23 protein-coding genes are annotated in these 25,021 nt (G+C 65.6%); 5 read left to right on the forward strand and 18 right to left on the reverse strand.

Annotated elements, in window-relative coordinates; all coding sequences use genetic code 11:
- Positions 1 to 96: 96 nt before the first annotated feature.
- From ACMUJL_RS16105 to ACMUJL_RS16150, 10 genes are all read right to left on the reverse strand, one after another.
- The gene (locus tag ACMUJL_RS16105) at positions 97 to 1,077 is read right to left on the reverse strand and encodes a 2-dehydropantoate 2-reductase (RefSeq protein ID WP_375572481.1); all 981 of its coding nucleotides are present in this window, start codon (positions 1,075 to 1,077) and stop codon (positions 97 to 99) included.
- Entirely contained in the window at positions 1,074 to 2,606 is a 1,533-nt protein-coding gene (locus ACMUJL_RS16110; RefSeq protein WP_375572486.1) for an acyl--CoA ligase, read from the reverse strand. Before ACMUJL_RS16110 ends, ACMUJL_RS16105 begins: the two co-directional genes overlap by 4 nt.
- A gap of 62 nt (positions 2,607 to 2,668) precedes the next feature.
- Positions 2,669 to 4,180, reverse strand: coding sequence for a tripartite tricarboxylate transporter permease (locus tag ACMUJL_RS16115; RefSeq protein ID WP_068290253.1), 1,512 nt, complete (start codon positions 4,178 to 4,180; stop codon positions 2,669 to 2,671).
- Positions 4,181 to 4,205: 25 nt separating this feature from the next.
- Positions 4,206 to 4,709 carry a tripartite tricarboxylate transporter TctB family protein gene (locus ACMUJL_RS16120; RefSeq protein ID WP_068290255.1) on the reverse strand — a complete coding sequence of 168 codons (504 nt, stop codon included), beginning with the start codon at positions 4,707 to 4,709 and terminating at the stop codon, positions 4,206 to 4,208.
- 26 nt (positions 4,710 to 4,735) lie between these two features.
- A complete protein-coding gene (locus ACMUJL_RS16125) occupies positions 4,736 to 5,707 on the reverse strand; it encodes a Bug family tripartite tricarboxylate transporter substrate binding protein (RefSeq protein ID WP_375572483.1) in 972 nt (323 codons plus the stop codon).
- Positions 5,708 to 5,827: 120 nt separating this feature from the next.
- Positions 5,828 to 6,679: a universal stress protein gene (locus ACMUJL_RS16130; RefSeq protein ID WP_068290259.1), complete on the reverse strand. Its 852-nt coding sequence runs from the start codon at positions 6,677 to 6,679 to the stop codon at positions 5,828 to 5,830.
- Positions 6,680 to 7,158: 479 nt separating this feature from the next.
- Complete coding sequence (locus ACMUJL_RS16135; protein ID WP_375572481.1) at positions 7,159 to 8,139, reverse strand: 2-dehydropantoate 2-reductase; 981 nt, start codon at positions 8,137 to 8,139, stop codon at positions 7,159 to 7,161.
- Positions 8,136 to 9,668, reverse strand: coding sequence for an acyl--CoA ligase (locus ACMUJL_RS16140; protein ID WP_375572479.1), 1,533 nt, complete (start codon positions 9,666 to 9,668; stop codon positions 8,136 to 8,138). The genes ACMUJL_RS16135 and ACMUJL_RS16140 overlap by 4 nt, the downstream gene beginning before the upstream one ends.
- 146 nt (positions 9,669 to 9,814) lie before the next feature.
- A complete protein-coding gene (locus ACMUJL_RS16145) occupies positions 9,815 to 9,994 on the reverse strand; it encodes a hypothetical protein (protein WP_375572477.1) in 180 nt (59 codons plus the stop codon).
- Positions 9,973 to 11,745 carry an AsmA family protein gene (locus tag ACMUJL_RS16150; protein WP_375572475.1) on the reverse strand — a complete coding sequence of 591 codons (1,773 nt, stop codon included), beginning with the start codon at positions 11,743 to 11,745 and terminating at the stop codon, positions 9,973 to 9,975. The genes ACMUJL_RS16145 and ACMUJL_RS16150 overlap by 22 nt, the downstream gene beginning before the upstream one ends.
- A gap of 176 nt (positions 11,746 to 11,921) precedes the next feature.
- On the opposite strand from ACMUJL_RS16150, the gene ACMUJL_RS16155 reads away from it, so the two are divergent.
- Positions 11,922 to 12,683 carry a DUF6782 family putative metallopeptidase gene (locus ACMUJL_RS16155; RefSeq protein ID WP_375572473.1) on the forward strand — a complete coding sequence of 254 codons (762 nt, stop codon included), beginning with the start codon at positions 11,922 to 11,924 and terminating at the stop codon, positions 12,681 to 12,683.
- A gap of 75 nt (positions 12,684 to 12,758) precedes the next feature.
- Here ACMUJL_RS16155 and ACMUJL_RS16160 read toward each other — a convergent pair whose 3' ends face one another.
- The gene (locus tag ACMUJL_RS16160) at positions 12,759 to 13,403 is read right to left on the reverse strand and encodes a pentapeptide repeat-containing protein (protein ID WP_375572471.1); all 645 of its coding nucleotides are present in this window, start codon (positions 13,401 to 13,403) and stop codon (positions 12,759 to 12,761) included.
- Between the two features lie 165 nt (positions 13,404 to 13,568).
- On the opposite strand from ACMUJL_RS16160, the gene arsB reads away from it, so the two are divergent.
- Complete coding sequence (gene arsB / locus ACMUJL_RS16165) at positions 13,569 to 14,588, forward strand: ACR3 family arsenite efflux transporter (protein WP_068292326.1); 1,020 nt, start codon at positions 13,569 to 13,571, stop codon at positions 14,586 to 14,588.
- Between the two features lie 45 nt (positions 14,589 to 14,633).
- Here the strand turns inward: arsB and ACMUJL_RS16170 are convergent, their stop codons facing one another.
- Together ACMUJL_RS16170 and ACMUJL_RS16175 are read right to left on the reverse strand one after the other, a co-directional pair.
- Entirely contained in the window at positions 14,634 to 15,926 is a 1,293-nt protein-coding gene (locus ACMUJL_RS16170; protein ID WP_375572469.1) for a hydroxymethylglutaryl-CoA reductase, degradative, read from the reverse strand.
- Between the two features lie 100 nt (positions 15,927 to 16,026).
- Positions 16,027 to 16,569 carry a cysteine hydrolase family protein gene (locus ACMUJL_RS16175; protein WP_375572467.1) on the reverse strand — a complete coding sequence of 181 codons (543 nt, stop codon included), beginning with the start codon at positions 16,567 to 16,569 and terminating at the stop codon, positions 16,027 to 16,029.
- 254 nt (positions 16,570 to 16,823) lie between these two features.
- Here ACMUJL_RS16175 and ACMUJL_RS16180 point away from each other — a divergent pair, with 254 nt between their 5' ends.
- Both ACMUJL_RS16180 and ACMUJL_RS16185 read left to right on the forward strand, forming a co-directional pair.
- On the forward strand, positions 16,824 to 17,210 hold the full coding sequence (locus ACMUJL_RS16180; RefSeq protein WP_375572465.1) for a RidA family protein: 387 nt from the start codon (positions 16,824 to 16,826) through the stop codon (positions 17,208 to 17,210).
- A gap of 109 nt (positions 17,211 to 17,319) precedes the next feature.
- Positions 17,320 to 17,631: a hypothetical protein gene (locus tag ACMUJL_RS16185; protein WP_068292314.1), complete on the forward strand. Its 312-nt coding sequence runs from the start codon at positions 17,320 to 17,322 to the stop codon at positions 17,629 to 17,631.
- Between the two features lie 34 nt (positions 17,632 to 17,665).
- On the opposite strand, the gene ACMUJL_RS16190 is transcribed toward ACMUJL_RS16185, so the two are convergent.
- The 4 genes from ACMUJL_RS16190 to ACMUJL_RS16205 all read right to left on the reverse strand — a co-directional run bounded on the left by ACMUJL_RS16190 (position 17,666) and on the right by ACMUJL_RS16205 (position 21,855).
- Positions 17,666 to 18,361, reverse strand: a complete 696-nt coding sequence (locus ACMUJL_RS16190; RefSeq protein ID WP_068292313.1) for an ATP-binding cassette domain-containing protein — start codon at positions 18,359 to 18,361, stop codon at positions 17,666 to 17,668.
- An 8-nt stretch (positions 18,362 to 18,369) separates the two neighbouring features.
- Positions 18,370 to 19,542 (reverse strand): FtsX-like permease family protein, encoded by a 1,173-nt coding sequence (locus tag ACMUJL_RS16195; RefSeq protein ID WP_375572462.1) that lies wholly within the window; start codon positions 19,540 to 19,542, stop codon positions 18,370 to 18,372.
- Positions 19,539 to 20,762 (reverse strand): HlyD family efflux transporter periplasmic adaptor subunit, encoded by a 1,224-nt coding sequence (locus ACMUJL_RS16200; RefSeq protein WP_068292308.1) that lies wholly within the window; start codon positions 20,760 to 20,762, stop codon positions 19,539 to 19,541. The genes ACMUJL_RS16195 and ACMUJL_RS16200 overlap by 4 nt, the downstream gene beginning before the upstream one ends.
- A 178-nt stretch (positions 20,763 to 20,940) precedes the next feature.
- Positions 20,941 to 21,855 (reverse strand): SMP-30/gluconolactonase/LRE family protein, encoded by a 915-nt coding sequence (locus ACMUJL_RS16205; protein WP_375572459.1) that lies wholly within the window; start codon positions 21,853 to 21,855, stop codon positions 20,941 to 20,943.
- 228 nt (positions 21,856 to 22,083) lie between these two features.
- On the opposite strand from ACMUJL_RS16205, the gene ACMUJL_RS16210 reads away from it, so the two are divergent.
- A complete protein-coding gene (locus ACMUJL_RS16210) occupies positions 22,084 to 22,854 on the forward strand; it encodes an SDR family oxidoreductase (protein WP_375572457.1) in 771 nt (256 codons plus the stop codon).
- A gap of 12 nt (positions 22,855 to 22,866) precedes the next feature.
- Here ACMUJL_RS16210 and ACMUJL_RS16215 read toward each other — a convergent pair whose 3' ends face one another.
- Positions 22,867 to 24,903, reverse strand: a complete 2,037-nt coding sequence (locus ACMUJL_RS16215) for a 4Fe-4S binding protein (RefSeq protein WP_416914347.1) — start codon at positions 24,901 to 24,903, stop codon at positions 22,867 to 22,869.
- Positions 24,904 to 25,021: the final 118 nt, after the last annotated feature.

Raw genomic sequence — 25,021 nt, forward strand, 5'->3', positions numbered from 1 at the left:
CAGGGTGCTTTGCCGTGATGCCGGGATGCTGCGCCGGGCAGTGTCGAACCGCCTCGGCGCCGGCATGCGGCGGCCACCGAGGCGGGGTCGCTGCCGTCACCCGGTGTAAAGTCCGGCGACTTTTGCGCGCAGGCTGACGAGGGCGAGGACGGTGTCGATGGTTGGGGTGGGTGTGTCTGTGACGCGGCCCAGTTCGCGGACGGATCCCACCAGCGCGTCGATTTCCATCGGGCGTCCGGCGTCGAGATCCTGCAGCATCGAGGTGCGATGCGCGCCCACATCCGCCCCGCCCTGGATGCGGCGATCCACGTCGATGGGGAATTTCACGCCCAGTTTCTCGGCGATCTGCTGCGCCTCCAGCATCATGTTGCGGGCCACGTCGCGGGTGCCGGGGTCGGTGCACAGCACGTCCAGCGTGGCATGGGTCAGCGCGGAAATCGGGTTGAAGGACAGGTTGCCCCAGAGCTTGACCCAGATCTCGTCGCGGATCTTGGGACGCACGGGCGCCTTGAGGCCTGCCTTCGACAGGGCCTCGGACAGGCGCGTGGCGCGCTCGGATTTCGACCCGTCAGGTTCGCCCAGCGAGAAGCGGTTGCCCTCGATATGCTTGACGACGCCGGGTTCGATCACCTCGGCCGCCGGATAGACCACGCAGCCCAGGACGCGGTCGGGGCCAAAGCCGTTCCATTGCGCGTCGCCCGGATCGACCGAGGCCAGCCGTGTGCCCTCCAGCGGGCCGCCGATCTTGTGGAAATACCACCATGGCACGCCGTTCACGCCCGATACGATGGTCGTGTCCGGCCCGATCAGGGGCTGCATCCGGTCCACCACGGGCGGCACCGAATGCGCCTTGAGGGTGACGATGACATAGTCCTGATGCCCCAGCGCCGCCGGGTCGTCCGAGGCATTCACCGGATAGGTCCTGGTCTCGCCCTCCTCGATCAGGGTCAGGCCCCTGGCCTGCATGGCCGCCAGATGCGGGCCGCGCGCGACCAGGCTGACATCGGCGCCGGCCTCGGCCAGTTTCGCGCCCATGTAGCCGCCGATGGCGCCCGCGCCGAAAATGCAGATCTTCATGACGTTTCCACCAGCCCCAGTTTCTCGGCCAGGCCGATGCGTTGCAGCTTGCCGGTCGCGCCCTTGGGGATCTCGTTCAGGATCAGGACCTTGCGCGGCACCTTGAAGGCGGCCAGCCGTTCGCTTGCGAAGTCGCGGATGTCGCGCTCGCTGGCTTCCATCCCTTCCTTCAGCACGACGGCGGCGCCGACCTCTTCGCCCAGCTTGTCATGCGGGATGGCGAAGGTCACGACCTGCGCCACGGCCGGATGGGCCGACAGCACGCCGTCCACCTCCAGCGGGCTGATCTTCTCGCCGCCGCGGTTGATGATCTCCTTCAGGCGACCGGTCAGGGTCAGATAGCCTTCGGCGTCGAACTCGCCCTGGTCGCCGGTGCGGAACCAGCGCTTGCCCTCGGCCTCGAAGAAGTTCTTGGCGTTGGCCTCGGGGTTGCCCTCGTAGCCGGGGGTCACGTTGGGGCCCGAGATGACGATCTCGCCCACGCCTTCGACCAGCCGGTTCTCGACCTCATGGGCGACGCGCACCAGCGGCCCGGCCGCGACGCCGACCGATCCGGGCTTCTGCTTGCCGGGGGGCAGCGGGTTCGAGGCCATCTGATGCGCGGCCTCGGTCATGCCGTAGCCCTCGATCACCGGGGCCTTGAAGGTCTCGGCCAGCGCCTCCATCACCGGGCCGGGCAATGAGGCAGAGGAGGAGCGCAGGAAGCGCAGCGGCACATTCGCGATCGTTTCGGCATTGCGGCCGGCGCGGGCCAGGATCGCCTGGTGCATGGTCGGCACGGCGGTGTACCAGCTCGGCCGCGCCTCTTCCATCCAGCCGAAGAACTTGAGCGCGTCGAAGCCCGGCGCGCACCAGACCGACCCGCCCGCGGCGAGGCTGGACGAGACGGCGGCGATCAGCCCGTGGATATGAAAGAGCGGCATCACGTTCATGCAGCGATCCGCCGGCGTCAGCGCCAGCGAGGCGCCGATATGGCGGGCCGAGGCCGCGACATTCGATTGCAGCAGGGGCACGATCTTGGGGCGCGAGGTCGTCCCCGAGGTGTGCAGGATCAGCGCCACGTCATCGGCGCCGGGCGTGGCCGTGTCGGCGGTGCCGGCGGATGTCTCGGCCCGCAGCGTGAAGCACCCCGCGGGCTGGGTCGCGTCCACGGACAGCCGGATGATCGCCAGACCCTGCGCCGTGGCGGCGGCATGGGCGGCCCCGGCCTCGCCCTCGGCCAGGATGATCGCCTTGGCCTTGAGATCCTCGAGGTAGAAGGCGAATTCGTCCTGCCGGTAGGCCGGGTTCAGCGGGCAGGTGGTGGCGGATTGCGCCACCGTCACGAAGGCCGCCGCCATCTCGGGACCGTTCGGCAGCACGATCGCCACCCCGTCACCACGCCCAACACCCGCACCGTGCAGGGAAGTCCGCACCGTCTGCGTCAGTGCATTGAGTTGTCCATAGGTCATCCAGTCCCGTCCCGGAGCGCCAATGGCATTGGCGGTTTCAGGATGGCGCTGGATCAGGTCTGCGAGTGTTTGCATCAAGTGTCTCTCTTTTTGGTCGTCTTTTTGGTTGTTCTGACCCGTCGGCTGCAGCCGGGGTGTCGTCAGTTCTTCGCCATTGCCCGCTTGCGTCGCAGAAACTTCAGGCCCGGCAAAAGGATCAGGATGATCGCGACGATGGTGATCGGCCCGGCGATCGGCCGGTTGAAGAAGATCATCGGATCGCCCGAGGACAGCAGCAGGGACTGGCGCAGGGTGGGTTCGGCAATGGGTCCCAGCACGATGGCCAGCACGGCGGGGGCCAGCGGATAGTCGAACTTGCGCAGGAAGAATGCCGCAATCCCGAAAATCACGATGAGCCAGAGGTCATGCATGCTGCGGGAGGCCGCAAAGCCACCGATGATGGACAGCACGAAGATCAGCGGAGCGAGGATCGTGAAAGGCATCCTGAGCATCCAGACAAAAAGCGGAATGAAGGCCAGGTTGATCACGAGCGCCGCGATGTTCGAGATGTAGAAGGATCCGATCAGGCCCCAGACGAATTCGGTTTCATCAAGAAACAGACGCGGTCCGGGTGTCAGGCCCCAGATCACCATGCCGCCCAGCAGGATCGCCGTGGTCGGCGAGCCGGGAATGCCCAGCGTGAGCATCGGCAACATCGAGCCTGTCGAGGCCGAGTTGTTGGCCGCTTCGGGGGCCGCCACGCCATCGGGCGAGCCATTGCCGTAGTCCTCGGGTGTCTTCGACATCATCTTGGCCACGCCGTAGGACATGAGCGATCCGGGCGTCGCGCCCGCCGCAGGCAGGATGCCCACGAAGAACCCGATGAGCGAGCCGATCGTGGTGCCCTTCCATCCGCGCTGCATGGCCTCCTTGGCGTCCGACGCCATGCCTTTTGCCGTCATCTTGGGGTTTGTCGTGGTGACCTCGCCCCGCGTCTGTTCGATCGTCCACAGCATTTCCCCGATGCCGTAGACGCCGATGGCAAGCACGATGAAGCCGATCCCGCGCATGAAGCCGTCGATTTCGAAAAGCACCAGCCGTGGCTCGCCGGAGATCGTGTCAAAGCCGACGGCGGCCAGCACAAGCCCGAGGCAGATCGAAAACACCGTCTTGGGGATGTCGTCACCGCCAAGGCCCACGAAGGTGGCAAAGGCCAGCAGCATCAGCGCGAAGATTTCCGGCGGCCCGAAGGACAGCGCCGTCGATGCCAGAACCGGTGCGAAAAGCGTGAAGAGGACATTGGCGACCGTGCCGCCGACGAACGAGGCCAGCGCCGCGGTGACAAGCGCCAGGCTCGCCCGCCCCTGAAGGGCCAGTGGACGGCCGTCGAAGGTCGTGGCCACGGCCGTCGAGGCGCCGGGTATCCCCAGGGTGACGGATGAAATCGCCCCCCCGTACATCGCGCCGTAATAGATCGCCGCAAGAAAGATGATGGCGGAATTGGGCGGCACTAGGAACGTGATCGGCAGCAGGATCGCCACACCGTTCACCGATCCCAGTCCGGGCATGGCGCCAATGAACAGCCCGACGGTGACGCCGAGGATGATCAGGGCGAAATTGATCGGCTCAAGCGCCAACAAGATGCCATCGGCAAGAAAGGAAATGACTTCCATGGAAGACCTCGGGTCTGGGGGGATTTCAATAGATGATGTCGTACATCAGGTCGAAGACGGGCTGGGTGAACGACATCCCCTGAGGCATGGAAATCAGCATCACCGCCTCGAAGAAGAAGAAGAGCCCAATCGGCAACAGGATCGAAATTGTCAGGGTCAGAAACCATGAGTGCCGACCGAGGAAGCGAAGGTAGTAGAACAGGAACGCCGCAACCGCGCCGTACATGGACACGATCGAGATCAGCGCGACGAAAGCCACGACGCTGCCACCGACATACAGAAGCGTCCGCCACCCGAAGGCATCCATCAAGGGTTCGTCCGATCGCGAGGCAGGGGATAGGCCGCGCCACCAGTTCCACGCACTGGCAAGGCAGCTCAGCAGCATGCCGCAGGCAAGCCAGAATGGCCAGAACCCGCCACCCGGCCCCTGACCGCGAATGTAGCCGATGGGAAGTTCGGTGCTCTTCCACATCAGGTAGAGGGAAAAGAGGGCAAGTAGCCCCACAAGAGATATCTCACCTTGGCGCATGACTGCCCTCTTTCCTGGCTCTGGTCTCAGTTGCTCATTTCGGACAGAAGCTGACGATGGTTCTGGACCTGCCGGGACCAGTAGGCGCGGGTTTCGGCCTCATCCATGATCAGCGGGGACAGGCTTTCCGAAACCAGATATCCCTGCCACTTCTCGCTGTCGTAAACCTTGCCGAAGACCTCGCGGTAATAGGCGGCGGCTTCATCCGACATACCCGGCGCGCCCACGATGGCCCGCTGGTTGTAGTACGAGAAATCGTGGCCCTTTTCCTTCAGGGTCGGCACGTCGGGATAGGCGTCCATACGCTCGTCCGAGAAGGCCAGCAGCGGCACGAAATCGCCAAACTCGTAGAAGCCCTTGGCTTCGGAGGGGTTATTCACCGTCGCCATGATCTGCTTGCCCGCAAGATCCTTGGCCACGGCGCCGCCGCCGTCATAGGGGATGTACTTGATCTTCAGGTCGTAGGCGCCCGACATGTAGGCGATCACGATCGAGTCTTCCTGCCCGGTGCCGGTGCCGCCCATCACGAACTCGCCATCCATCTCTTTCACCTTGGTGACGAAATCCTCGAAGGTGGTGATGCCCGAGTCCTTGTGGACCCAAAGGACAAACGGATCGACGCCCATCATGATGATCGGTGTGAAAGTTTCGATGTCCACACCCAGGGCCTCCTGGCGGATCGGCGTGGTGTAGAAGGAATTCAGCGTCACCAGCAGGGTGTGATCGGGGTCGCGGGCATCCTTGAGGTGCAGCAGCGACTCGGCCCCGGACCCGCCGCCCCGGTTGGTGGGGATCAGGGGACGGTTGGTCAGGTCGTTTGCCTCGACCACGGATTGAATGAAACGCGCGATCTGATCCGCGCCGCCGCCGGCGCCCGCCATGATGGTGAAATCGATCGGGCGTTTGGGCTGCCAGCCATCGGCGAAAGCCGCGATCGGCAGCGTCGCGATCGTGGTGCTGGCGGCCAGAGCAAGGAAAAGTCTCTTGGTCAGTTTCATGTTGGGTTCCTCCCTAGAATGTCCGGTCGTCCCGGATTGATATTTCCGCGTCTTGCGCGGCCCTTCCTGAAGTTCTGCCAAGCGCCGCGCCGCGGCCGCTTGCGCCGATCGAAAGATGGGTCAATGCGCCATCAGAACCGGCATCTCGGTGTTGTCCACGATGCGTTGGGTATTGCCGCCGAACAGCATCTCGGTTTCGTGGCTGTGGCTGTAGGCGCCGGTCACAAGCAGGCTTGCACCGATATCCTTGCAGGCGGCCAGAAGCTCGGTCGCGGGGTCCTTGCCATCGAATTGCACGACCTCGGCGGTGATGCCGCGAAGGGCATAGTAGGCCGCCAGTTCGTCTGCGGTCGGCCCGTGTGGCTGCAGTTTGCCGCCGGTCAGGATGCTCACGCGCTTTGCCGCATGCACGATGTCCAGCGACGAGGCGACGGCGCGCGCGGCCGGCAGCGATCCGTTCCAGCCCACCGCCACATGCTGCGCGAAGGTCGCGTCAGGGTGCAGTTGCCCCGGACAGATCAGCACCGGGCGTCCCGCCCCGTAGAGGGCCGATTTCAAAGAGCTCTGTCCCAGGTTGCTTTCCCGCTGGGGCTTTGGAAGAACGATCAGATCGGACAGGCGGCCCGCATGCCGGACCACATCGGCCATCCGCCCCGGTTCTTCCGTGAAGGTGCAGGTGGCCATGCCGTCTTCGCGGCCATCTTCCTTCATTCCGAATTCACGTGCCAGCCGATGCAGGATGCCGCGCAGGTGGTCTTCCTGCCTGTTGGCCAGTTCGACTGCCTGCTCCAGCATCACCTTGCGTGCAAAGTCGTTCAGCGGAACGCCTTGGGGGATCATGTCCTTCGGCTGTACACGGCAATGGACGACATTGACCTGCGCGTCGTGCTGCTTGGCCAGTTCTGCCGCATGGGCAAGCACGGTCGCAACCATGCCGTCGCCACGCACCGGAACCAGAATAGACTTCAACATCGTGTTATTCCCCCGCGTCGTGTTCCGCAGCCGTGTCTTGGCATTTTCTTACGGGGTGAACTCTTGATCGGGTTCATCCGGCAGGCGGTGCGAAAGAAAGTTACGCGCAGGATTGTTTCGTCAAGTGCTAAAATATTGAAAGATTTTTACGCAGCCAATTTTTCGATATTTATTAAGCTCTTGTAAAACATAAAAATTTCTGCATCCCGAAGTATACCGGCAAATCAGGGGGCAAGGAGACCTTTTGCGGTCATATGGAAGCGATCCTGCCTTGTTTGAACGTGCCGAGATTCGCAGGAGCAGGTCATCGGCGAAGGGCCGAAAAAGGGAGGTCCGCCGGGGCTGCGCGTCACGCGCAAGATGGTCAGCTGGGCGCTTGCGAAAGGATGACCCCATGACAGGCGGCACGGCGCAAGGGGGCTGCCCGAACGTTGCCTTTCAACGTTCGGGTCAGACGGCGCCTGTCCTGTTCGCTGCCGTCACCCGGTGTAAAGTCCGGCGACTTTTGCGCGCAGGCTGACGAGGGCGAGGACGGTGTCGATGGTTGGGGTGGGTGTGTCTGTGACGCGGCCCAGTTCGCGGACGGATCCCACCAGCGCGTCGATTTCCATCGGGCGTCCGGCGTCGAGATCCTGCAGCATCGAGGTGCGATGCGCGCCCACATCCGCCCCGCCCTGGATGCGGCGATCCACGTCGATGGGGAATTTCACGCCCAGTTTCTCGGCGATCTGCTGCGCCTCCAGCATCATGTTGCGGGCCACGTCGCGGGTGCCGGGGTCGGTGCACAGCACGTCCAGCGTGGCATGGGTCAGCGCGGAAATCGGGTTGAAGGACAGGTTGCCCCAGAGCTTGACCCAGATCTCGTCGCGGATCTTGGGACGCACGGGCGCCTTGAGGCCTGCCTTCGACAGGGCCTCGGACAGGCGCGTGGCGCGCTCGGATTTCGACCCGTCAGGTTCGCCCAGCGAGAAGCGGTTGCCCTCGATATGCTTGACGACGCCGGGTTCGATCACCTCGGCCGCCGGATAGACCACGCAGCCCAGGACGCGGTCGGGGCCAAAGCCGTTCCATTGCGCGTCGCCCGGATCGACCGAGGCCAGCCGTGTGCCCTCCAGCGGGCCGCCGATCTTGTGGAAATACCACCATGGCACGCCGTTCACGCCCGATACGATGGTCGTGTCCGGCCCGATCAGGGGCTGCATCCGGTCCACCACGGGCGGCACCGAATGCGCCTTGAGGGTGACGATGACATAGTCCTGATGCCCCAGCGCCGCCGGGTCGTCCGAGGCATTCACCGGATAGGTCCTGGTCTCGCCCTCCTCGATCAGGGTCAGGCCCCTGGCCTGCATGGCCGCCAGATGCGGGCCGCGCGCGACCAGGCTGACATCGGCGCCGGCCTCGGCCAGTTTCGCGCCCATGTAGCCGCCGATGGCGCCCGCGCCGAAAATGCAGATCTTCATGACGTTTCCACCAGCCCCAGTTTCTCGGCCAGGCCGATGCGTTGCAGCTTGCCGGTCGCGCCCTTGGGGATCTCGTTCAGGATCAGGACCTTGCGCGGCACCTTGAAGGCGGCCAGCCGTTCGCTTGCGAAGTCGCGGATGTCGCGCTCGCTGGCTTCCATCCCTTCCTTCAGCACGACGGCGGCGCCGACCTCTTCGCCCAGCTTGTCATGCGGGATGGCGAAGGTCACGACCTGCGCCACGGCCGGATGGGCCGACAGCACGCCGTCCACCTCCAGCGGGCTGATCTTCTCGCCGCCGCGGTTGATGATCTCCTTCAGGCGACCGGTCAGGGTCAGATAGCCTTCGGCGTCGAACTCGCCCTGGTCGCCGGTGCGGAACCAGCGCTTGCCCTCGGCCTCGAAGAAGTTCTTGGCGTTGGCCTCGGGGTTGCCCTCGTAGCCGGGGGTCACGTTGGGGCCCGAGATGACGATCTCGCCCACGCCTTCGACCAGCCGGTTCTCGACCTCATGGGCGACGCGCACCAGCGGCCCGGCCGCGACGCCGACCGATCCGGGCTTCTGCTTGCCGGGGGGCAGCGGGTTCGAGGCCATCTGATGCGCGGCCTCGGTCATGCCGTAGCCCTCGATCACCGGGGCCTTGAAGGTCTCGGCCAGCGCCTCCATCACCGGGCCGGGCAATGAGGCAGAGGAGGAGCGCAGGAAGCGCAGCGGCACATTCGCGATCGTTTCGGCATTGCGGCCGGCGCGGGCCAGGATCGCCTGGTGCATGGTCGGCACGGCGGTGTACCAGCTCGGCCGCGCCTCTTCCATCCAGCCGAAGAACTTGAGCGCGTCGAAGCCCGGCGCGCACCAGACCGACCCGCCCGCGGCGAGGCTGGACGAGACGGCGGCGATCAGCCCGTGGATATGAAAGAGCGGCATCACGTTCATGCAGCGATCCGCCGGCGTCAGCGCCAGCGAGGCGCCGATATGGCGGGCCGAGGCCGCGACATTCGATTGCAGCAGGGGCACGATCTTGGGGCGCGAGGTCGTCCCCGAGGTGTGCAGGATCAGCGCCACGTCATCGGCGCCGGGCGTGGCCGTGTCGGCGGTGCCGGCGGATGTCTCGGCCCGCAGCGTGAAGCACCCCGCGGGCTGGGTCGCGTCCACGGACAGCCGGATGATCGCCAGACCCTGCGCCGTGGCGGCGGCATGGGCGGCCCCGGCCTCGCCCTCGGCCAGGATGATCGCCTTGGCCTTGAGATCCTCGAGGTAGAAGGCGAATTCGTCCTGCCGGTAGGCCGGGTTCAGCGGGCAGGTGGTGGCGGATTGCGCCACCGTCACGAAGGCCGCCGCCATCTCGGGACCGTTCGGCAGCACGATCGCCACCCCGTCACCACGCCCAACACCCGCACCGTGCAGGGCCTCGGCCACATGCGCCGCTTGCCGGGCGAGGCCCGCATAGTCAAGCCAGGCGCGGCCCGGCGCGCCGATTGCGGGCGCATTTCCATCCTGGGCGCCGATCAGCGCGGCCAATGTATCCGTCATGGTGAGTCCCCTCCAGTCGCTACCCGCCCCTCCCCGGGCAGGCAAGGCCATCTGGCAACTCCCCCGGTTGCAGGGGGTCGCCGCAGCGCCGCCGCGACCCAATCAAGCGGATCGGTCCAAGTCAACCCCGATCCGGGGTCGGAGCGTCAGCGCAGCAGTCGGCCCAATCCTTTCAGGATCTCGGTTTCGAGTTTTTCCTTTGCCGCATCTTCAAGGCTCTGGCCTTCGTTGGTGGGCAGATTCAGCTCGTCGCGGATCTTGTCCTCGACCGCCTGGCGGGCCTGTTCCTTCTCGGCCTTGAGGTTCAGGTCGATTGCCTTTTCCATGTCGGGCCAGATCCGCGGATCGGCCCATGGGCCACGGATCCGCACGGGGATGACCACGCCGCCCCCGAGTCGGCGCTGGTCGTGCGCGGGGTGAACAGATAATCGATATCACGCGCCCCAAGCCCGATGCGCCCTTCGCCCGAGGCCGAGATCACGGGCAGGCGCAGCAACAGGTCCGAATTGAAGAGGTTGCCGTTCTCCATCGTGTAGCTGGCCGACAGGCTGTCGAAGACGGTGGTGCCGCCCGTGGCCAGCCCTTCGCGCATCAGGCTGTCCAGATCGATCCCCTTGATCGTGCCGCGCGCCATGGACAGGCTGCCCTTGCCCGAAAGGCCGTTCATGATCGCATGCAGGCTGTTGCCGGAACTCAGGAATTCCAGATCGGTATCCGCCTTGCCCGTGAAACGGTCGATCCCCGCCAGATCGTTCAGCAGGCTTTCCATCTCGACCGATGTGGCCCGCAGGGATCCCCCCACGCTCAGCCCGTTGCGGTTGTTGGCCACGACCTGGCCGCTCATGCCGCCGGAATACCCGGACAGCCGGTTCAGCGCCACGACAGCGCGCGACCGGTCCACCGTGATGGTCAGACTGGCATCCGCAAAGCTGAGCCCGGCCACCCGCAGGCCCGTGGCCGTCAGGTCGATCCGGCCATTGAAAAGGCCAAGCGCGCTTGCGTCGATCGGGGCCTGCGACCAGCCGGCATCCGCCACGCCGCTGCCGCCTGTGCCGCCCGCATCCTGGCTTGCCGTTGCGGCAGAAAGATCGATCAGCCCCGACGAGAGGGTGGCGTTGACCATTGGCACATCCTGCCCAAGGGCCACATCCACGGCGCCGTCCAGGCTGTTCTGGTCCAGCGTCAGGGCCAGTCTGCGCAGCGACAGGTCCATGGCGGGCGTCAGGCGCAGATCGGCCGTGGCGCTGGCTTGGCGTCCCAGTCCGGGCGGCAGGTCGACACCCGGCAGGCCGAGGGCCGCCAGAAAGGCGCCCGTGTCTGTCAGCTTGACGGAAAGCCTGCCATCCAGATCCAGCGGCATGGCAAACCCGCCATCGTATCCGAGGGTTCCGCCATTCGCCTGTGCCTCAAGGTTCGCGGTCGTGCCTTCGCCCTCGATCAGGGCCGCCAGGTTGCCGATCTCGCCAGTAAGGCTGATCAGGCCCGCCCCTTGCGGACGGGCAGCTAGCGCAAGCTGTGCCGCGCCGCGATATTGCGGCCAGCGCAGATCGAGCGACAGGTCATCCACCTGATGCCGCGCGCCGCTGGCATGGTCCGTGAACTGGACCCGTCCCCCGGTGATCAAGGCGCGGTCAAGCGACAGGGCAAGGGCCGTGCTGACCCCTGATGGCTGACCGGAGGGCGCCACCCCATCGACCCCCAACTCCCAGTTCGCGCGCCCGTCGCGTCCGATTTCCAGCACCACTTGCGGATTGACCATCTCAAGCCCGGTGATCCGGACATCGCCACCGATCAGCGACATCAGGTCCACCCCCAGCTTGAGGCTGTCGGCGACCAGCATCGGCCCTGCTTCGGACCAATCGGCATTGGCGATCTCGACCGCGCCGGTGCTGACGCCCAGCACCGGGTAGTAGCTGACGGTCGTCTGACCCCGCAGGACAACGTCGCGCCCGGTCTGGGCCCTGATCTGGTCCACGGCGACCTGTGCGATACGGTCGCCGGGCAACATCAGCAGCGCGACCCCGCAGATGACCACCATGACCACGAGCGCGCTCAAGATCCGAAACAGCCAAGCCATCATCATTCCCCTTTCGATACCACACCGACACTCTTGCTTCGGGCACCAGCATAGCAGGGCAGGCGGCGCTGTCAGGGCAAACTGTGGTGAGGTGGGTCGGTCGTGCGCTTGCCCTCGTCAAGAGGCGGCTCAGTTGCTAGCATGGGCGCATGTGCCGCGCCTTGTACCTATCCCTGATGCTGGTTACCGCCCTGCACCCGGCCTTGCCGGTCACGGCACAGGTCGCGGATGAGCCTGTCTGCCTTGACCATCCTTACGACGCGGTCGAAGGGACGGATCAGGCGCTTCGTCTTGCGGGGCTGATCGATGGGCTGCGTCCGACGCTTGCGGCCTTCAAGCGCCTAGGCGCGGCGCTTGAGGACAGGAAGCCGCGCATCTGCCTGACACCTTCGCTGGTTCTGGAAAGCGGCTTTCTTCTGCCGGATGCCAATCGGATCGAAATCGATGGCAGGCTGGATGATGCGATGGTCACGGCGATCATGCTGCATGAGCTGCGCCACCTTGATCAGGTGGTGGCGCAGATCTGCCCCGATGACAGCCTGGCGATGGAACAGGTCGCGCAGGCGACTTTCGCGCTTGAGGCGGATGCCAACGCAATCACGCTTCTTGTGGCATGGCACATGCGCCGGAACGGGGACGCGGCCGTCTGGAACGCGCTGGCGGGCTGGCCCAGCACTGGCGACATCGCCGCGCGTTTCGCGGCCAGCATGGGCGATCATGACGATCCGGCGCTGGCCGTGGCAGCGGCCTTCGACCAGTGGTACACGTCCGAAGAGCGGCGCCAGCGCTATTACATCGCGACCTGCAGCGGCTACCTTGATCGCCGTGACGACAGCAAGAGGCTGCCCAGCTACAAGCAATTGCCGCAGGATTACCTGGATGGCGTCTGCCTGCTGCCGGATGGCACGCCCTATGCCTGCCGCGCGCCGGAGTTCTGAAAGCCGAAATTGGGTTGCTGCCTTTCTGCCAGCCGGGGCAGGGCCTCGCGGCCGTGATGCGCGCGGTGTCGCCCCTCAGCACCCGCTGGTGTCAGATGTTCCATCCGGCATGACCGTGTTGCACAGGATCGCGCCCTCCAGCGCGGTGGCCTCAATCCGGGCCCCCAGCAAAACGGCCCCGTGCAGCATGGCCCCTGCCAGCACCGCGCCGTCCATGCGCGCCGATGTCAGGTTGGCCCGGGTCAGATCGGCACCGGACAGGTCGGCCCCGGCAAGATTGGCCAGTTCCATGTAGGCCCCGGTCAGGTTTGCACCGCCAAGTTCGGCGTCTTGCAGCCCGGCCTGCGTCATGATCGCGCCAGACAGGTCAGCCCCCGAAAGCCCGGCCTGCCCAAGGTCCGCCGTCGTCAGATAGGCCTTTGCCAGGTTTGCGCCTTGCAGGTTGGCCGCGCGCAGGTCGGCAGCCGCCAGATTGGCCCCCGACAGGTTGGCGCCGGTCAGGTTTGCGCCACCCAGATCGACGGCCCAGAGTTTCGCCGCCGACAGATCCGCGCCCGAAAGGTCAGCCCCCGCAAGAGCGGCGCGCTTGAGGTCGCCACCGGAAAGATCGCAGTCCGCACATTGCCCGGTTGTCCGCAGCTTCTGCAGATCCGCCTCGCTCCACGCCAGCGCATCCATCGGAATGATCAAGGCCAAAGCGGCCAGGTACAAGCCCTTCATCGCGTCCTCCTCTGCCTTCAGGCCAAGCTGACCCCTCTGCCGGGATCGGTGTCGGTTTTTCGGGATGGCGCACCTGCAAGGCATGGTGCGTCTTTTCGGTTTTCGTGCCCATGTGACAAATGCTAAGCCGCATCATCATCCGACCCGCGGAACAGGGCAAGATCCATGTCGATATTCGAGCGCTTCCTGTCAATCTGGGTGTTCCTCTGCATCGTTGCGGGGATCGTGCTGGCAAATCTGCTGCCGGGGATGTTCGGTTTTCTGGCCTCTCTCGAATATGCCTCGGTCAACCTGCTGGTGGCCCTTCTGATATGGGCGATGGTCTATCCGATGATGGTCGCGGTGGATTTCCGCGCTCTTGGCCGGGTGGGCGAGCGGCCAAGGGGCCTGGTCATCACCCTTGTGGTCAACTGGCTGATAAAACCCTTCACGATGGCCGCCCTGGGTGTGCTGTTCTTCAACCATGTGTTTGCCGGGCTGATCGATCCCGCCGATGCAGGGCAGTATATCGCCGGTCTGATCCTTCTGGGGGCCGCGCCCTGCACGGCGATGGTGTTCGTCTGGTCGCAACTGACCAGGGGCGACCCGAACTACACGCTGGTGCAGGTGTCGCTGAACGACGTGATCATGGTCTTCGCCTTTGCGCCCATCGTGGCGCTGCTTTTGGGGGTGACGGATCTGGAGGTGCCGTGGGAAACGCTGGTGCTGTCCGTCGCGCTTTACGTGGTGCTGCCGCTTGCCGCAGGGGCGATCACGCGGGCGCGGCTGATGCGGCAGGGGGGTGAGGCGGCGGTCACCGCCTTCACCGCGCGGGTCAAGCCCGCGTCCGTGCTGGGATTGTTGCTGACCGTGGTGTTGCTGTTCGGGTTCCAGGGCAATGTGATCCTGGAAAACCCGTTCCTGATCCTGCTGCTGGCGACGCCGATCCTGATCCAGTCCTACGGGATCTTCGCCATCGCCTATGCCTGGGCCTGGAAATGGAGGGTGCCGCATGACGTTGCGGCCCCCTGTGCGCTGATCGGGACATCGAATTTCTTCGAACTGGCCGTCGCGGTGGCCATCGGGCTTTTCGGTTTGAACTCGGGCGCGGCGCTGGTCACCGTGGTGGGTGTGCTGGTCGAGGTGCCGGTGATGCTGTCGCTGGTCTGGTTTGCCAACCGCACGCGGGCGAATTTCCCGGCCTGAGTGACGGGACCTGCCAGAGCAGCGAGCGCGACTGCCAAGCCGCCGCTACAGGTCTGCCAGCTTTTCCTTTGCTGCATCGACACTCACCCGCCCTTCGGCGGCGATGGCTTTTGCCACCGCTTCGATCTGTGCGCCTGTGGCCCCGGCCAGAATTGCGATGTTCCGGGCATGAAGCGCCATGTGGCCCTTCTGGATCCCTTCGCTTGCCAAGGCGCGCAAGGCCGCCATATTCTGCGCCAGCCCGACGGCGACGGTCACTTCGGCCAGTTCCTGCGCGGTCGTCACGCCCATAACCCGCAGGGCTGCCTGTGCGGCGGGATGGGTTTTGGTGGCCCCGCCCACAAGCCCCAGCGCCATGGGCATTTCCAGGGTTCCGGTCAGATGCCCGTCCTTGCCGCGCTCCCATGTGGTCAGCGCGGTATACTGCCCGCTGCGGGCGGCCCAGGCATGGGCGCCCGCCTCGATCGCGCGCCAGTCGTTGCCGGTGGCCACCACGACCGGATCGATGCCGTTCATGATGCCCTTGTTGTGGGTGGCCGCGCGGTAGGGGTCGATCTGGGCCAGGGCGTAAGCCTCGAGCATGCCGTCGATCATCTCGTCCCCACTGACACTGTCGGTTTGCAGTGCCTGCGGGGTCAGGGTGACCGAGGCCCGTGCCAGGCGCCGGTCGGCCAGGTTGGACAGGATGCGCAGACGCGTGTGGCCGCCCGCAATCTGGGCCACGCGGGGGGCAATCGCCTCGGCCATGGTGTTGACGGTATTGGCCCCCATCGCATCGCGTACATCGACAAGAATGTGCAGCACGGCCATCGGCCCCACGGCCGAGGTCTCGAAGACATGAACCTCGATCCCGATGCAACCGCCGCCCAGCCCCACAAGGACCTTGTCGTGGGCATTGCACATCTCGCGCAGTTCCGCCTGGGCGGACAGCAGGCGGTGGCGCGCCGCCTGCGGGTCCGACAGGCCCAGCACCTGCACCTGCGCCCGCATCACCGGCTGGTCCGAAGACGTCAGGAAACCGCCGCAGCCCCGTGCGATCTTGGCCATGTAGGATGCCGCCGCCACGACCGAGGGTTCCTCGACCACCATGGGGATCAGGTAATCCCTGCCGTTGATGCTGAAATTCGACGCCACCGCCAGCGGCAGCTCGAACTTGCCGATCACGTTCTCGATCATCCCGTCGGCCAGCGACATCGGCAGAACATCGCGCCCGGCCAGCGTGGCGCGGTCCGCATCGCTGAGACCTGCGGCCTGCGCCAGGAGGTCAAGACGCGCGTCAGGATCAAGATTGCGCAGGTTCTCAAGCCGCGATGAACGCGGCGCCTTTTCCGTGGTCATGTCTGTCGGTGTCCCCGTTCTGTCACCGACAAGCCTAGCCGCAGATCACGGCCTCTGCCTAGATGCAGTTTTGCGCGGGCCGAGGCCGGTCCGGGACGGGTCAGCCGCCAAGATAGCCCTGTGTCGTGACAACCTTGGCATAGCTGCCGTTCAGGGCCCCCATGATGGTGGCATGGACCTGCGCGGCCGGTACCATGGTATCCGCAAAGCTCACGTCCCGCGCGCCGCAGGCATCTTCGACCACGGTCACCTCAAAGCCGAAATCGCGGGCGGCGCGGGCTGTCGCGTCGATGCACATCTGCGACATCGCCCCGCAGATCGTGACCGCGCCGATCCCGTGATCGCGCAGCAGTTGCTCAAGCCCGGTCTGGTGGAAACTGTTGGGCCGATGCTTGAGAATCGTCGCCTCACCGTCCTGCGGGGCGACGGCTGCATTGATCGCGGCGCCTTGCGTCCCTGCGACGAAAAAGGGCCCGCCTTCGGGCATTTCGTGATGCACATGAACCACAAGCCGGGCCCTGCTGCGGGCATCCGCAAGCAGACGGGCCGCGTTGCTGCCGACCTGTGCCATCTGCGCGACGGGCCATTTGCCGCCCTCGAAATAGTCGTTCTGGATGTCGACAAGGATAAGTGCGTTTTTCATTTTCCACCCGGTGGCCAGTGTTGACGTCGATGTTGCATGCGGCCTGTGATCCGTTGGTGTCCGGCCCCTGCGCCTTCGGTCACCTGTGCGCCGCACGTCGCGGAACTATAGCGTTTTCCCTGCGTGAACCAAGGATGGGAATGGTCTTTGCGGTGCGCCGCCGGGGATCGGTGCGGATGCGCATGGACAACTGCGGGGCGCGGGGGCACGATCTGCATGCGGCCGCCATGACGCCGCCGGGAAAGGGGAAGACCATGAACAGAACCATTCAGACCGACAAGGCACCCCCCTCGTTTTCGGCCTATAGCCAGGCTGTCGAAGTGCCGGCCAATGCCAGAACGGTCCATGTCTCCGGGCAGGTGGGGGCGCAAGCCGATGGCCGGATCCCGGAGGATCCCGAAACCCAGCACGTTCTGGCCTGGCGCAATGTCTTTGCCATTCTCGAGGCGGCCGGGATGGCGAAGACGGATATCGTGGATGTCTTTGCGATCGTGACCTCGCAGGAGGGGGTCAAGACCTTCCGCGAGGTCCGGGACCGGATGTTCGACGGGCATCTTGCCTGTTCGACGATCATGATCGCGGGGCTGGCCAGTCCTGACTGGAAAATCGAAATCGCGGTCAGGGCCGCCAGGGTGGACTAGCCGCTTTTGCCGCGGAACCGCCCGGCGCATGGCCCTCTTGCCAGAAAGCGGGCTGCGGCCTTACACTGTCACCGTCCCGGATACGCGCGATCTTGACGGGAGACATGATATGCATGCGGATCTTGCAGCAAGACGTCGCCTTCTGGTGTTGGCCTATCAACGCTACATCGAGGCAGACAGGTCCTGGAGTGTCGCCATCGAGGAAATGAGGGCCTGGTTCCCGAAAGAAAGTCCGACACGGCTTTCCAGCATCGGCAATCCCGGCTCGCGCATTCGCGCGCTCTACGAGCGCCGCGCAAAGGCCATTTCCCAGCTCGAGGCGGCGCGGATCAAGCTTGAGGTGGGCAGGCAGCGCCTGGCCGTACGGGCCGCCGTGTCAAAGTCGCGGCCCATCCTTTTCATCGCGGCCACCCTGGACTAGGCCGGGGCCGGATCGATCCTGCCCCAAGGCTGAATCATCCGCGTTCCTCAACCTTGACGATGCGCCCATCCTCCAGCGTCAGGATGCGATCCGCGCGATCCAGGATGCGGGGGTCATGGGTCACAAGCAAGGTGGTCGTTCCGCGTGCGCGGCCCATCCGCTTGAGCAGATCAACCACATCCGCGGCGCTGTCCTTGTCCAGTGCGGCGGTAGGTTCATCCGCCAGCACAAGGGCCGGGTTGCCAACAAGGGCGCGGGCGACCGCCACGCGCTGTTTCTGCCCGCCTGACAGGTTCGCGGGCAGATAGCCGGTCCTGTCCGCCAGCCCGACAAGGCCAAGCGCATGCACGGCGGCCTGTTCGGCCACAGCCTCGGGCACGCCGGGATGAACCTGCAGGCCCATGATCACGTTCTGTGCCGCCGTCAGGCTTTCATGCAGGTTATGGGCCTGAAAGATGAAACCCAGTTTGCGGCGCAGCGCGATCAGCATCGCTTCGCTGGCGCCGTTCAATTCCTGGCCCAGCAGCAGGGCAGAGCCGTCCTGGACCGCGCGCAGGCACCCGACAAGGGTCAGCACCGTGGTCTTGCCGGACCCCGAGGGGCCCATCAGGACCGTGAAGCTGCCCCTTTGCAGGGTCAGGTTGATGTCGAACAGCGCCTGTTTGCGTGCGTCGCCGCTGCCGAACCAGTGGTTCAGACCTGCGGTTGCGATGATGGGTGCGTCGCTCATGGCGGTCCTCAGAACAGATCGGCCGGATCGGCCGCTGCCAGCCGGCGTGTGGCGATGGTCCCGGACAGGGCCGAGAAGAGGATCGTGCCCAGAAAGACGCTGATCGCCATGAAAGGCGTCATGGTCAGCGGCAGGGTGGTGATGGCCGCCATCAATGTCAGGATCGCCGTGCCGACGATCAGGCCCGGGACAAAGCCCATGATGCCCAGAACCAGCGCCTCTTCCAGCACGATGCCCAGAAAGAACCGCGGGCCATAGCCCATGGCCTTGAACGTCGCATATTCGCGCAGATGATCGGCCACATCGGTCGACAGCACCTGGTAGACGATCACAAGGCCCACCAGCACGCCGATCAGCACCCCGAAGCCGAAGATCACGCCCGTCGGCCGGCGCGTCTGCTGATAGCGCAGATCCTCCTGGGCGGCATCCGCATAGCTGCGGATGCGCAGGCTGGGATCCGAGATCAGCGTCTTCAGCCGCGCAATCACCTGCGTCGGGTTGGCGCCGGGGCGCAGCGTCAGCAGGATGTGGTCCGGCGCGTTGGAACTGCGGGCCGGGAACAGCGCCAGAAAAGTCTGGTCCGACACCAGCATGTAGCCATCCCCGCCAAAGCCGCCGCCGCCTGCAAAGGTGGCAAAGGCCGTCAGCGTGCGGCCCTGCGTCTCGAAGGCCAGGGGGCTTTGCGGGCGGATCGCGGCGGCCTCGTCGCGCGACAGCCCGCGCGCCAGCCGGTCCAGCAGCGCCGCGTCCTGCACCTGCAGCAATGCTGCATCCCCGGCGATCTCGGGCGACAGGAACGCGGGCTGGGCCGGATCGACCCCGAAGGTGGTGAAGGTGATGTCCTTGGTCGCGCGGTCCCAGGGCACGTTGCCCAGAAACAATCCCATCCCATCGGCCACATCGGGATCGGCCATGGCCTGCAGCAGCCATTGGCGCGCGACATTGCCGCCTTCATTGAAGGCATTGGCATCCTCGGCCGAGATCATCAGGTCGGCCTGAAAGAATTCATAGGGCCGCAGGGTCGCCGCTGCCATCGAGTTCATGATCCCGAGCTGGACAAAGACCAGCACATTGGCAAAGGCCACGCCGGCCAGCGCTGCCGCGAACCTTGTGCGGTTATGGGTCAGTTGTAGCCAGCCGATCGGCAGGCGTCCGAAAAGCCTGCGCAAAAGCCAGCTCATCGCTGCGCCCTTGCCGCTGCGGTCGTATCGATCCGGGCGATGACCTCGAGGTTGGTGAAACGCGCGGCCAGTTCCGAAGAGGGCTGGTCAAGCGCCACCATGACCCGGATCACGCGGGCGTCCTTGTTCTCGGCCGCGTCGTCCGAGATCATGCCCTGTCGTCCGACGGTCAGGCCGATACTGTCCACTTGGCCATGCAGGGTCTGGCCAAGGGCGACCGTGACCAGTTCGACATGTTGACCGGGTGCCACGGCGCTGATGCGATCCTGCCAGATCTCGACCTCGGCCATCATCTGGCTGGTATCGCCCATGTCCATGATCCCCTGTGCGGGGGGGCGTTGGCCGGGGGTGGCGTGGATATCGAGGATCGTGCCGCCGATCGGGGCGACCACCGCAGCCCGTTGCAGGTCCAGCTTGGCGCGGGACAGTTCGGCCCTGGCCGCGTCCACATTGCGGGCGGCCACCACGACATCGGGTTGCGCCTCCAGCGCCACGCCCGAGTATCGCTTCAGCGTCGCCTCGGCCCGTGTGACGGCCAGCGTGGCCTGGGCCGCCGCGGTGCGCATCGCATCCAGCGTTGCCTCGGTCGCCACGTTGCGCTGGAACAGCTCTTCGGTGCGGGTCAGGCTGCTGGCGGCCTCGGTCGCGTTCGATGTCGCCTGGTCCAGCGCCGCCTGCGCCTCGTCCCGGCTGGCCGCGACGGCGGCCCTTGTCTGCATCAGGCCGGCCTCGCGGATGGCGAGGTTGGCCTCGGCCATCAGGACCGCGCCTTCCAGCGCGGTGCGGTTGTCCAGCCAGGCCAGCGGCGCGCCTTTCTCGACCCGGTCGCCCACGGCCACAAGGATGCCGGACAAGCGGGCATCACCCGCACCATAGGGCGCCGCCACGATCGAGATGTCGCCGCGCGGCAGGATGCGGGCCAAGCCCACCACGTCGCTGGGCAACATGGTTTCGGCCATCTTTGGCGGCAGGTCGATGTCAGGCGGCAGCGCGATGGGCGTATCGGATCCGCCACCGGGTTGCAGGCCGGTCAGCGCATAGAATTTCTGCAGGGCGGGTGGCTGGAAATAAAGGCCGATCACCGCGCCGGTGAACATGAAGACCGGGATCAGCAGCACCAGAAGCCATCGCTTGCTGAAAACCCGCCTGCGCCGGGGCGTTGCGGTATGCGCCGACAGGCCCAGGTCAAGGGGCAGATCGGAAGGGGATTCGGGCGTCATGAATGCAACCTCTGGCTTGTTCCTGTCCCTTTCCGCGTAGCGCCGGGCGCCTTGCGGAAAAGATGCGGCGGCCCGCCTGGTGGAGGACCGCCAAGGCCACATTCTAGTTGCTCGGGATGGGGCCGCCTTGATCTCTGTCAGAAAAGCGCGGTCATGGGCGTGCCGCGCCTTGTCCGGTCTAGCGGTTGAAATGCAGCCGCAGGCCGGGGCTTGGCCAGCGCGCATGGTAGAGGCAACCGGTCCCCGAGGCGGTGATCCAGGCATCGCGCATATCCGCGCCGCCAAAGCAGATATTGGTGATATAGGGATCGCCGGGCCCCGCGACGAACGTGACAGGCCCGCCCTCGGGCGGCACGACGCTGATCCCGCCACGCATCAGCGTGGCGACGCATATCTTGCCATCGGCCTGAACCGCCAGGCTGTCCAGCAGCTGATAATCTGGCAGGGTGGCCACAAGCCGTCCGGGCATGGTGAAGGGCTGGGGGGCAATCTGGCCGGGCGCGACCAGATCAAAGCTCCAGACGCGGCCGGTGCGCGTCTCGGCCACATGCACTGTCTTGCCATCGGGTGACAGGCCGATGCCGTTCGGGGTGATCATCGGCGCGTTCACGCGGCGGATCTGGCTGCCATCTGCCTTAGCATAGTAGAAGGCGCCATGATGCACATAGTCGGTCGTCGATTTGCCAAGGTCGGTGAAGTAGAAGCCGCCCTGCGCATCGAAGACGATATCGTTCGGCCCCCTGAGGGGCTGACCATCGCAACTGTCATAGAGCGTCTCGAACGCGCCGGTGTCGGGATCGACCCGCTGGATCGATCCGGTGACGTATTCCGCAGGCGTGCCCACCGGCCGGGTGATCCCATCCGTCTGCGTCCAGAGAAAACCGCCGTTGTTGCAGACATAGATCATCCCGTCCGGGCCCACCGCCGCCCCGTTCGGGCCGCCACCCAGATGGGCAATCGTCTCGATACGCCCATCGGGTTGCACCCGCGACAGGGTTTGCCGCTGGATCTCAACCAGGATCACCGATCCATCGGCCATCGCGATCGGTCCTTCGGGGAATTGCAGCCCCGCGCATACCTGTGTCAGTTCCATATCCGGCCTTTCCTGCGCATTTCCCGGGTTCCGGGGCAGCTGGCTGACCCGATTTTCCCGATACTCACACCAACGCGGTGCCGCGTCAGCCAAAAACTGCGCGCCGCTGCCGGCTGGTTCTTCTTTCGCGTGTCGTGGATCAAAGGATGGCAGGGGCGCCGGCGGTGGACATGGGCGGTGTTGTGTGACCTTCTGGGTGCCGACACATCGCGATCACGGGAGGATGACATGGGAACCCTGGAAGGAAAGCTGGCCTGGGTCACGGGGGCCGGGGGCGGCATCGGCGAGGCATCGGCCAAGGCGCTTGCCGCCAGTGGCGCGAGGGTCGTGCTGTCCGGGCGACGCCTGCCGGAACTGGAGCGTGTCGCCGCCGAGATCGCGGCGGATGGTGGCAAGGCCGAGGCTTTGCCGCTGGACGTGACGGATGCCGCAGCCACGCAGGCAATCGCCGATGATCTGGCCAGCCGCTTCGGCGCGGTCGACATCTTCATGGCCAATGCCGGGATCAACGTGCCCAATCGCGCCATGGACGCGATCACGGCGGCGGATTTCGCACGGGTCGTCGATATCAACCTGACCGGCGTGATGAACGGCGTCTTGGCGGTGCTGCCCCCGATGCGGGCCAAGGGGGGCGGCACGCTGATCCTGACCTCGTCCTGGGCGGGGCGGTATCCGTCGCGTCTGACCGGGCCGGCCTACAGCGCCTCGAAACATGCGGTGGTGGCGCTGAGCCATTCGATCAACCAGGATGAGGGGCGCAACGGGATCCGGTGCACGGCACTGATGCCGGGCGAGGTGGCGACGCCCATCCTGAAGCTGCGCCCCAAACCCCCATCGCCCGAGGATATCGCGCGCATGCTGAAGGCCGAAGACCTTGGCGCGATCGTCCGCTATATCGCCGAGGCGCCCGCTCATGTCTGTCTGAACGAGATCCTGATCAGCCCGACCTGGAACCGCAGCTTCATCGGCATCGCCGAGTTGGGCGGCGCCAAGCCCTGAGGGCAGGGGGGATCAGTTCCCCCGTTCACCCTTGTCGTCGGTCAGGTAATCGGCGCGCGTTCTGACCTTGCGGGTCTTGTCGTCATGCGGGTCGAAGCCCTGCTTGACGATTTCCTCGACCCGGCAATTCTCGCACATGGTCAGCACGTTCAGGCGCTGCGCCCCGTCCTCGCCCCGGAACATCCAGTGATCGGCCAGCCGGGACTGGATCCGCTCGATGCCGGATCGCGTGGCGAAGGCCGTGCCGCAGATGGTGCAGCAGAATGGCGGCTCTTCGTGCAGGATGCGGCGTGGCGTGTCCCAGGCGGCGAAATCCAGCTGCGGTGTCAGGGTGATCGCGTTTTCCGGGCAGGTGGCCGCGCACAACCCGCATTGCACGCAGGCGCTTTCGGTAAAGCGCAACATGGGTGTTTCGGGATTGTCCAGCAGCGCGCCCGCCGGGCAGACCCCGGTGCAGGCCTGGCAAAGGGTGCAGGCGTCCGTATCGACCGTGATGCTGCCGAAGGGCGCGCCCTGCGCCAAGGGCAGCACCGCAGCGGGTGCGGGGGCCGCGCGGTTCATCTCGGCAAAGGCCATGACCAGCAGTCCGCGCTTGTCAGCGGGCGGCAGAAATCCCGAGGGAGTCGCGGGGGCAGGTGCGACGGCCAGATCGGCAAGCGCCGCCTCCAGCGCGTCGGGGTCATCCGTTTCGATCAGGGTGACCGGGCCATGGCCCATCGCTTCGGCGACAGAGGCGACAAGCGCGATGCTGGCCTGCAACCCGTCAAGGTCATGCTTGGGCCTGGCGCGTCCCAGGATTGCGACAGCACCCGCCCCATAGGCAAAGGCGGCGGCCATCACTTCGGGTCCGGCTTGCGTGATCTCGTTCAGGCCAAGCGGGATCACATGGGCGGGGAGACCACGGCCATGGCGGCCCGCGGCGTTGATCAACGGCTCGCCATGATCGCCGTCATGCAGAAGGATCGCCGGGGCGGTCTTTGCTCCGGCCGCGTACCACGCCTTGAGCGCGGCGCGCAGGCGCGCCGTCACGGTCGTGACATCGGGTAGCGCATAGGAGGCGGCACCCGTCGGGCAGGCGGCGGCGCATTGCCCGCAGCCGGCGCAGATCGCGGGGTCGATCTGCACAAAGTCGCCGTCGGGCGTGATCGCCCCGGTCGGACACAGCGACAGGCAGCGGGTGCATCCCGTGATGCCATTGCGCGAATGGGCACACAGATCGGCCAGGAAGTCGATGAACACGGGCTTGTCGAATTGCCCGACCATCTGGCCTGCCTTCGCGATCACATCGGCCACGGCGCGGGCATCCCTGGGGTCGGCCCGCAGATAGCCGGGGCGCAGGTCATGGGCAGCGAACAGCGGCTGTCCGCCGGTCAGATCCACGATCAGATCCGCGCGCGAGGTCGCGCCATCGCGCGCCGGACCGAATTTCAGCGTTTCGCGGGACGACGGGGAAGGCACGGCGTAATCGTCAACCGCCAGCGTGAATTCCCCCAGGTGGCCGGTCGCCGTGCGGATGCGGCCCTGCAGAACCGGAAAGCGGGTCTGGCGCGGCGGGGACACCTTGGTGCCCGGCTGCAGCAGCACGGTGATGTCCAGCTGATCCGCCAGGCTTGCAGCCGCCTCGATGGCCGCCTCGTCGCGCCCGAGGATCAGCGCCACGCCGTTGCTTTCAAGGGTGGTGACGCCGAAAGGCGCAGGCGTGACGGCTGCGGCTGCGATCATCGCGGCCATCTTTGGCCCGCTGGTCCGGGCTTCGGCGGTCCAGCCCGCGGTTTCGCGGATATTGGCGAAGCTCAGCGCTACATCGGGTGCTTCATCGGCGGCGATTTCCGAAAAAAGCGGGGCCTCCTGCGTGCAGGCCACGGTCACCGGCAGGCCCTTGGCCAGGGCCGTGCGGAAATGATCCAGATTGGCCCGGCACAGCTGGGTGGCGGATGCCGCCCCCCCACACCCGGCCCGGGCCAGCGCGCCTTCATCCGGCGCCATGGTGCCTTCGCAGGTGCAGGTCAGGACTGTCCGGTTTGAATTCGCATTGCTCGTCATGGTCATGAGTGCCCGGCCTGATCTATAACTCTGTTGGGTGGTTCTGACTGCTCTTGCAGTTGGTGGCAAGTGCGTTAGAAATGGATTGTATACGATTTTGACAAGGATAGGCCGTGGTGCTCGA

It is taken from the genome of Seohaeicola sp. (genome assembly GCF_048006315.1).
Lineage (GTDB): Bacteria > Pseudomonadota > Alphaproteobacteria > Rhodobacterales > Rhodobacteraceae > Seohaeicola.

Coding starts and splice junctions, on each gene's coding strand:
- ACMUJL_RS16130 (WP_068290259.1), bottom strand. CDS start 6,679: ATGTTGAAGTCTATTCTGGTTCCGGTGCGTGGCGACGGCATGGTTGCG.
- ACMUJL_RS16170 (WP_375572469.1), bottom strand. CDS start 15,926: ATGACCACGGAAAAGGCGCCGCGTTCATCGCGGCTTGAGAACCTGCGC.
- ACMUJL_RS16105 (WP_375572481.1), bottom strand. CDS start 1,077: ATGAAGATCTGCATTTTCGGCGCGGGCGCCATCGGCGGCTACATGGGC.
- arsB (WP_068292326.1), top strand. CDS start 13,569: ATGTCGATATTCGAGCGCTTCCTGTCAATCTGGGTGTTCCTCTGCATC.
- ACMUJL_RS16135 (WP_375572481.1), bottom strand. CDS start 8,139: ATGAAGATCTGCATTTTCGGCGCGGGCGCCATCGGCGGCTACATGGGC.
- ACMUJL_RS16150 (WP_375572475.1), bottom strand. CDS start 11,745: ATGGCTTGGCTGTTTCGGATCTTGAGCGCGCTCGTGGTCATGGTGGTC.
- ACMUJL_RS16140 (WP_375572479.1), bottom strand. CDS start 9,668: ATGACGGATACATTGGCCGCGCTGATCGGCGCCCAGGATGGAAATGCG.
- ACMUJL_RS16180 (WP_375572465.1), top strand. CDS start 16,824: ATGAACAGAACCATTCAGACCGACAAGGCACCCCCCTCGTTTTCGGCC.
- ACMUJL_RS16210 (WP_375572457.1), top strand. CDS start 22,084: ATGGGAACCCTGGAAGGAAAGCTGGCCTGGGTCACGGGGGCCGGGGGC.
- ACMUJL_RS16160 (WP_375572471.1), bottom strand. CDS start 13,403: ATGAAGGGCTTGTACCTGGCCGCTTTGGCCTTGATCATTCCGATGGAT.
- ACMUJL_RS16175 (WP_375572467.1), bottom strand. CDS start 16,569: ATGAAAAACGCACTTATCCTTGTCGACATCCAGAACGACTATTTCGAG.
- ACMUJL_RS16185 (WP_068292314.1), top strand. CDS start 17,320: ATGCATGCGGATCTTGCAGCAAGACGTCGCCTTCTGGTGTTGGCCTAT.
- ACMUJL_RS16190 (WP_068292313.1), bottom strand. CDS start 18,361: ATGAGCGACGCACCCATCATCGCAACCGCAGGTCTGAACCACTGGTTC.
- ACMUJL_RS16120 (WP_068290255.1), bottom strand. CDS start 4,709: ATGCGCCAAGGTGAGATATCTCTTGTGGGGCTACTTGCCCTCTTTTCC.
- ACMUJL_RS16115 (WP_068290253.1), bottom strand. CDS start 4,180: ATGGAAGTCATTTCCTTTCTTGCCGATGGCATCTTGTTGGCGCTTGAG.
- ACMUJL_RS16215 (WP_416914347.1), bottom strand. CDS start 24,903: ATGACCATGACGAGCAATGCGAATTCAAACCGGACAGTCCTGACCTGC.
- ACMUJL_RS16125 (WP_375572483.1), bottom strand. CDS start 5,707: ATGAAACTGACCAAGAGACTTTTCCTTGCTCTGGCCGCCAGCACCACG.
- ACMUJL_RS16155 (WP_375572473.1), top strand. CDS start 11,922: ATGCTGGTTACCGCCCTGCACCCGGCCTTGCCGGTCACGGCACAGGTC.
- ACMUJL_RS16195 (WP_375572462.1), bottom strand. CDS start 19,542: ATGAGCTGGCTTTTGCGCAGGCTTTTCGGACGCCTGCCGATCGGCTGG.
- ACMUJL_RS16205 (WP_375572459.1), bottom strand. CDS start 21,855: ATGGAACTGACACAGGTATGCGCGGGGCTGCAATTCCCCGAAGGACCG.
- ACMUJL_RS16145 (WP_375572477.1), bottom strand. CDS start 9,994: ATGGAAAAGGCAATCGACCTGAACCTCAAGGCCGAGAAGGAACAGGCC.
- ACMUJL_RS16200 (WP_068292308.1), bottom strand. CDS start 20,762: ATGACGCCCGAATCCCCTTCCGATCTGCCCCTTGACCTGGGCCTGTCG.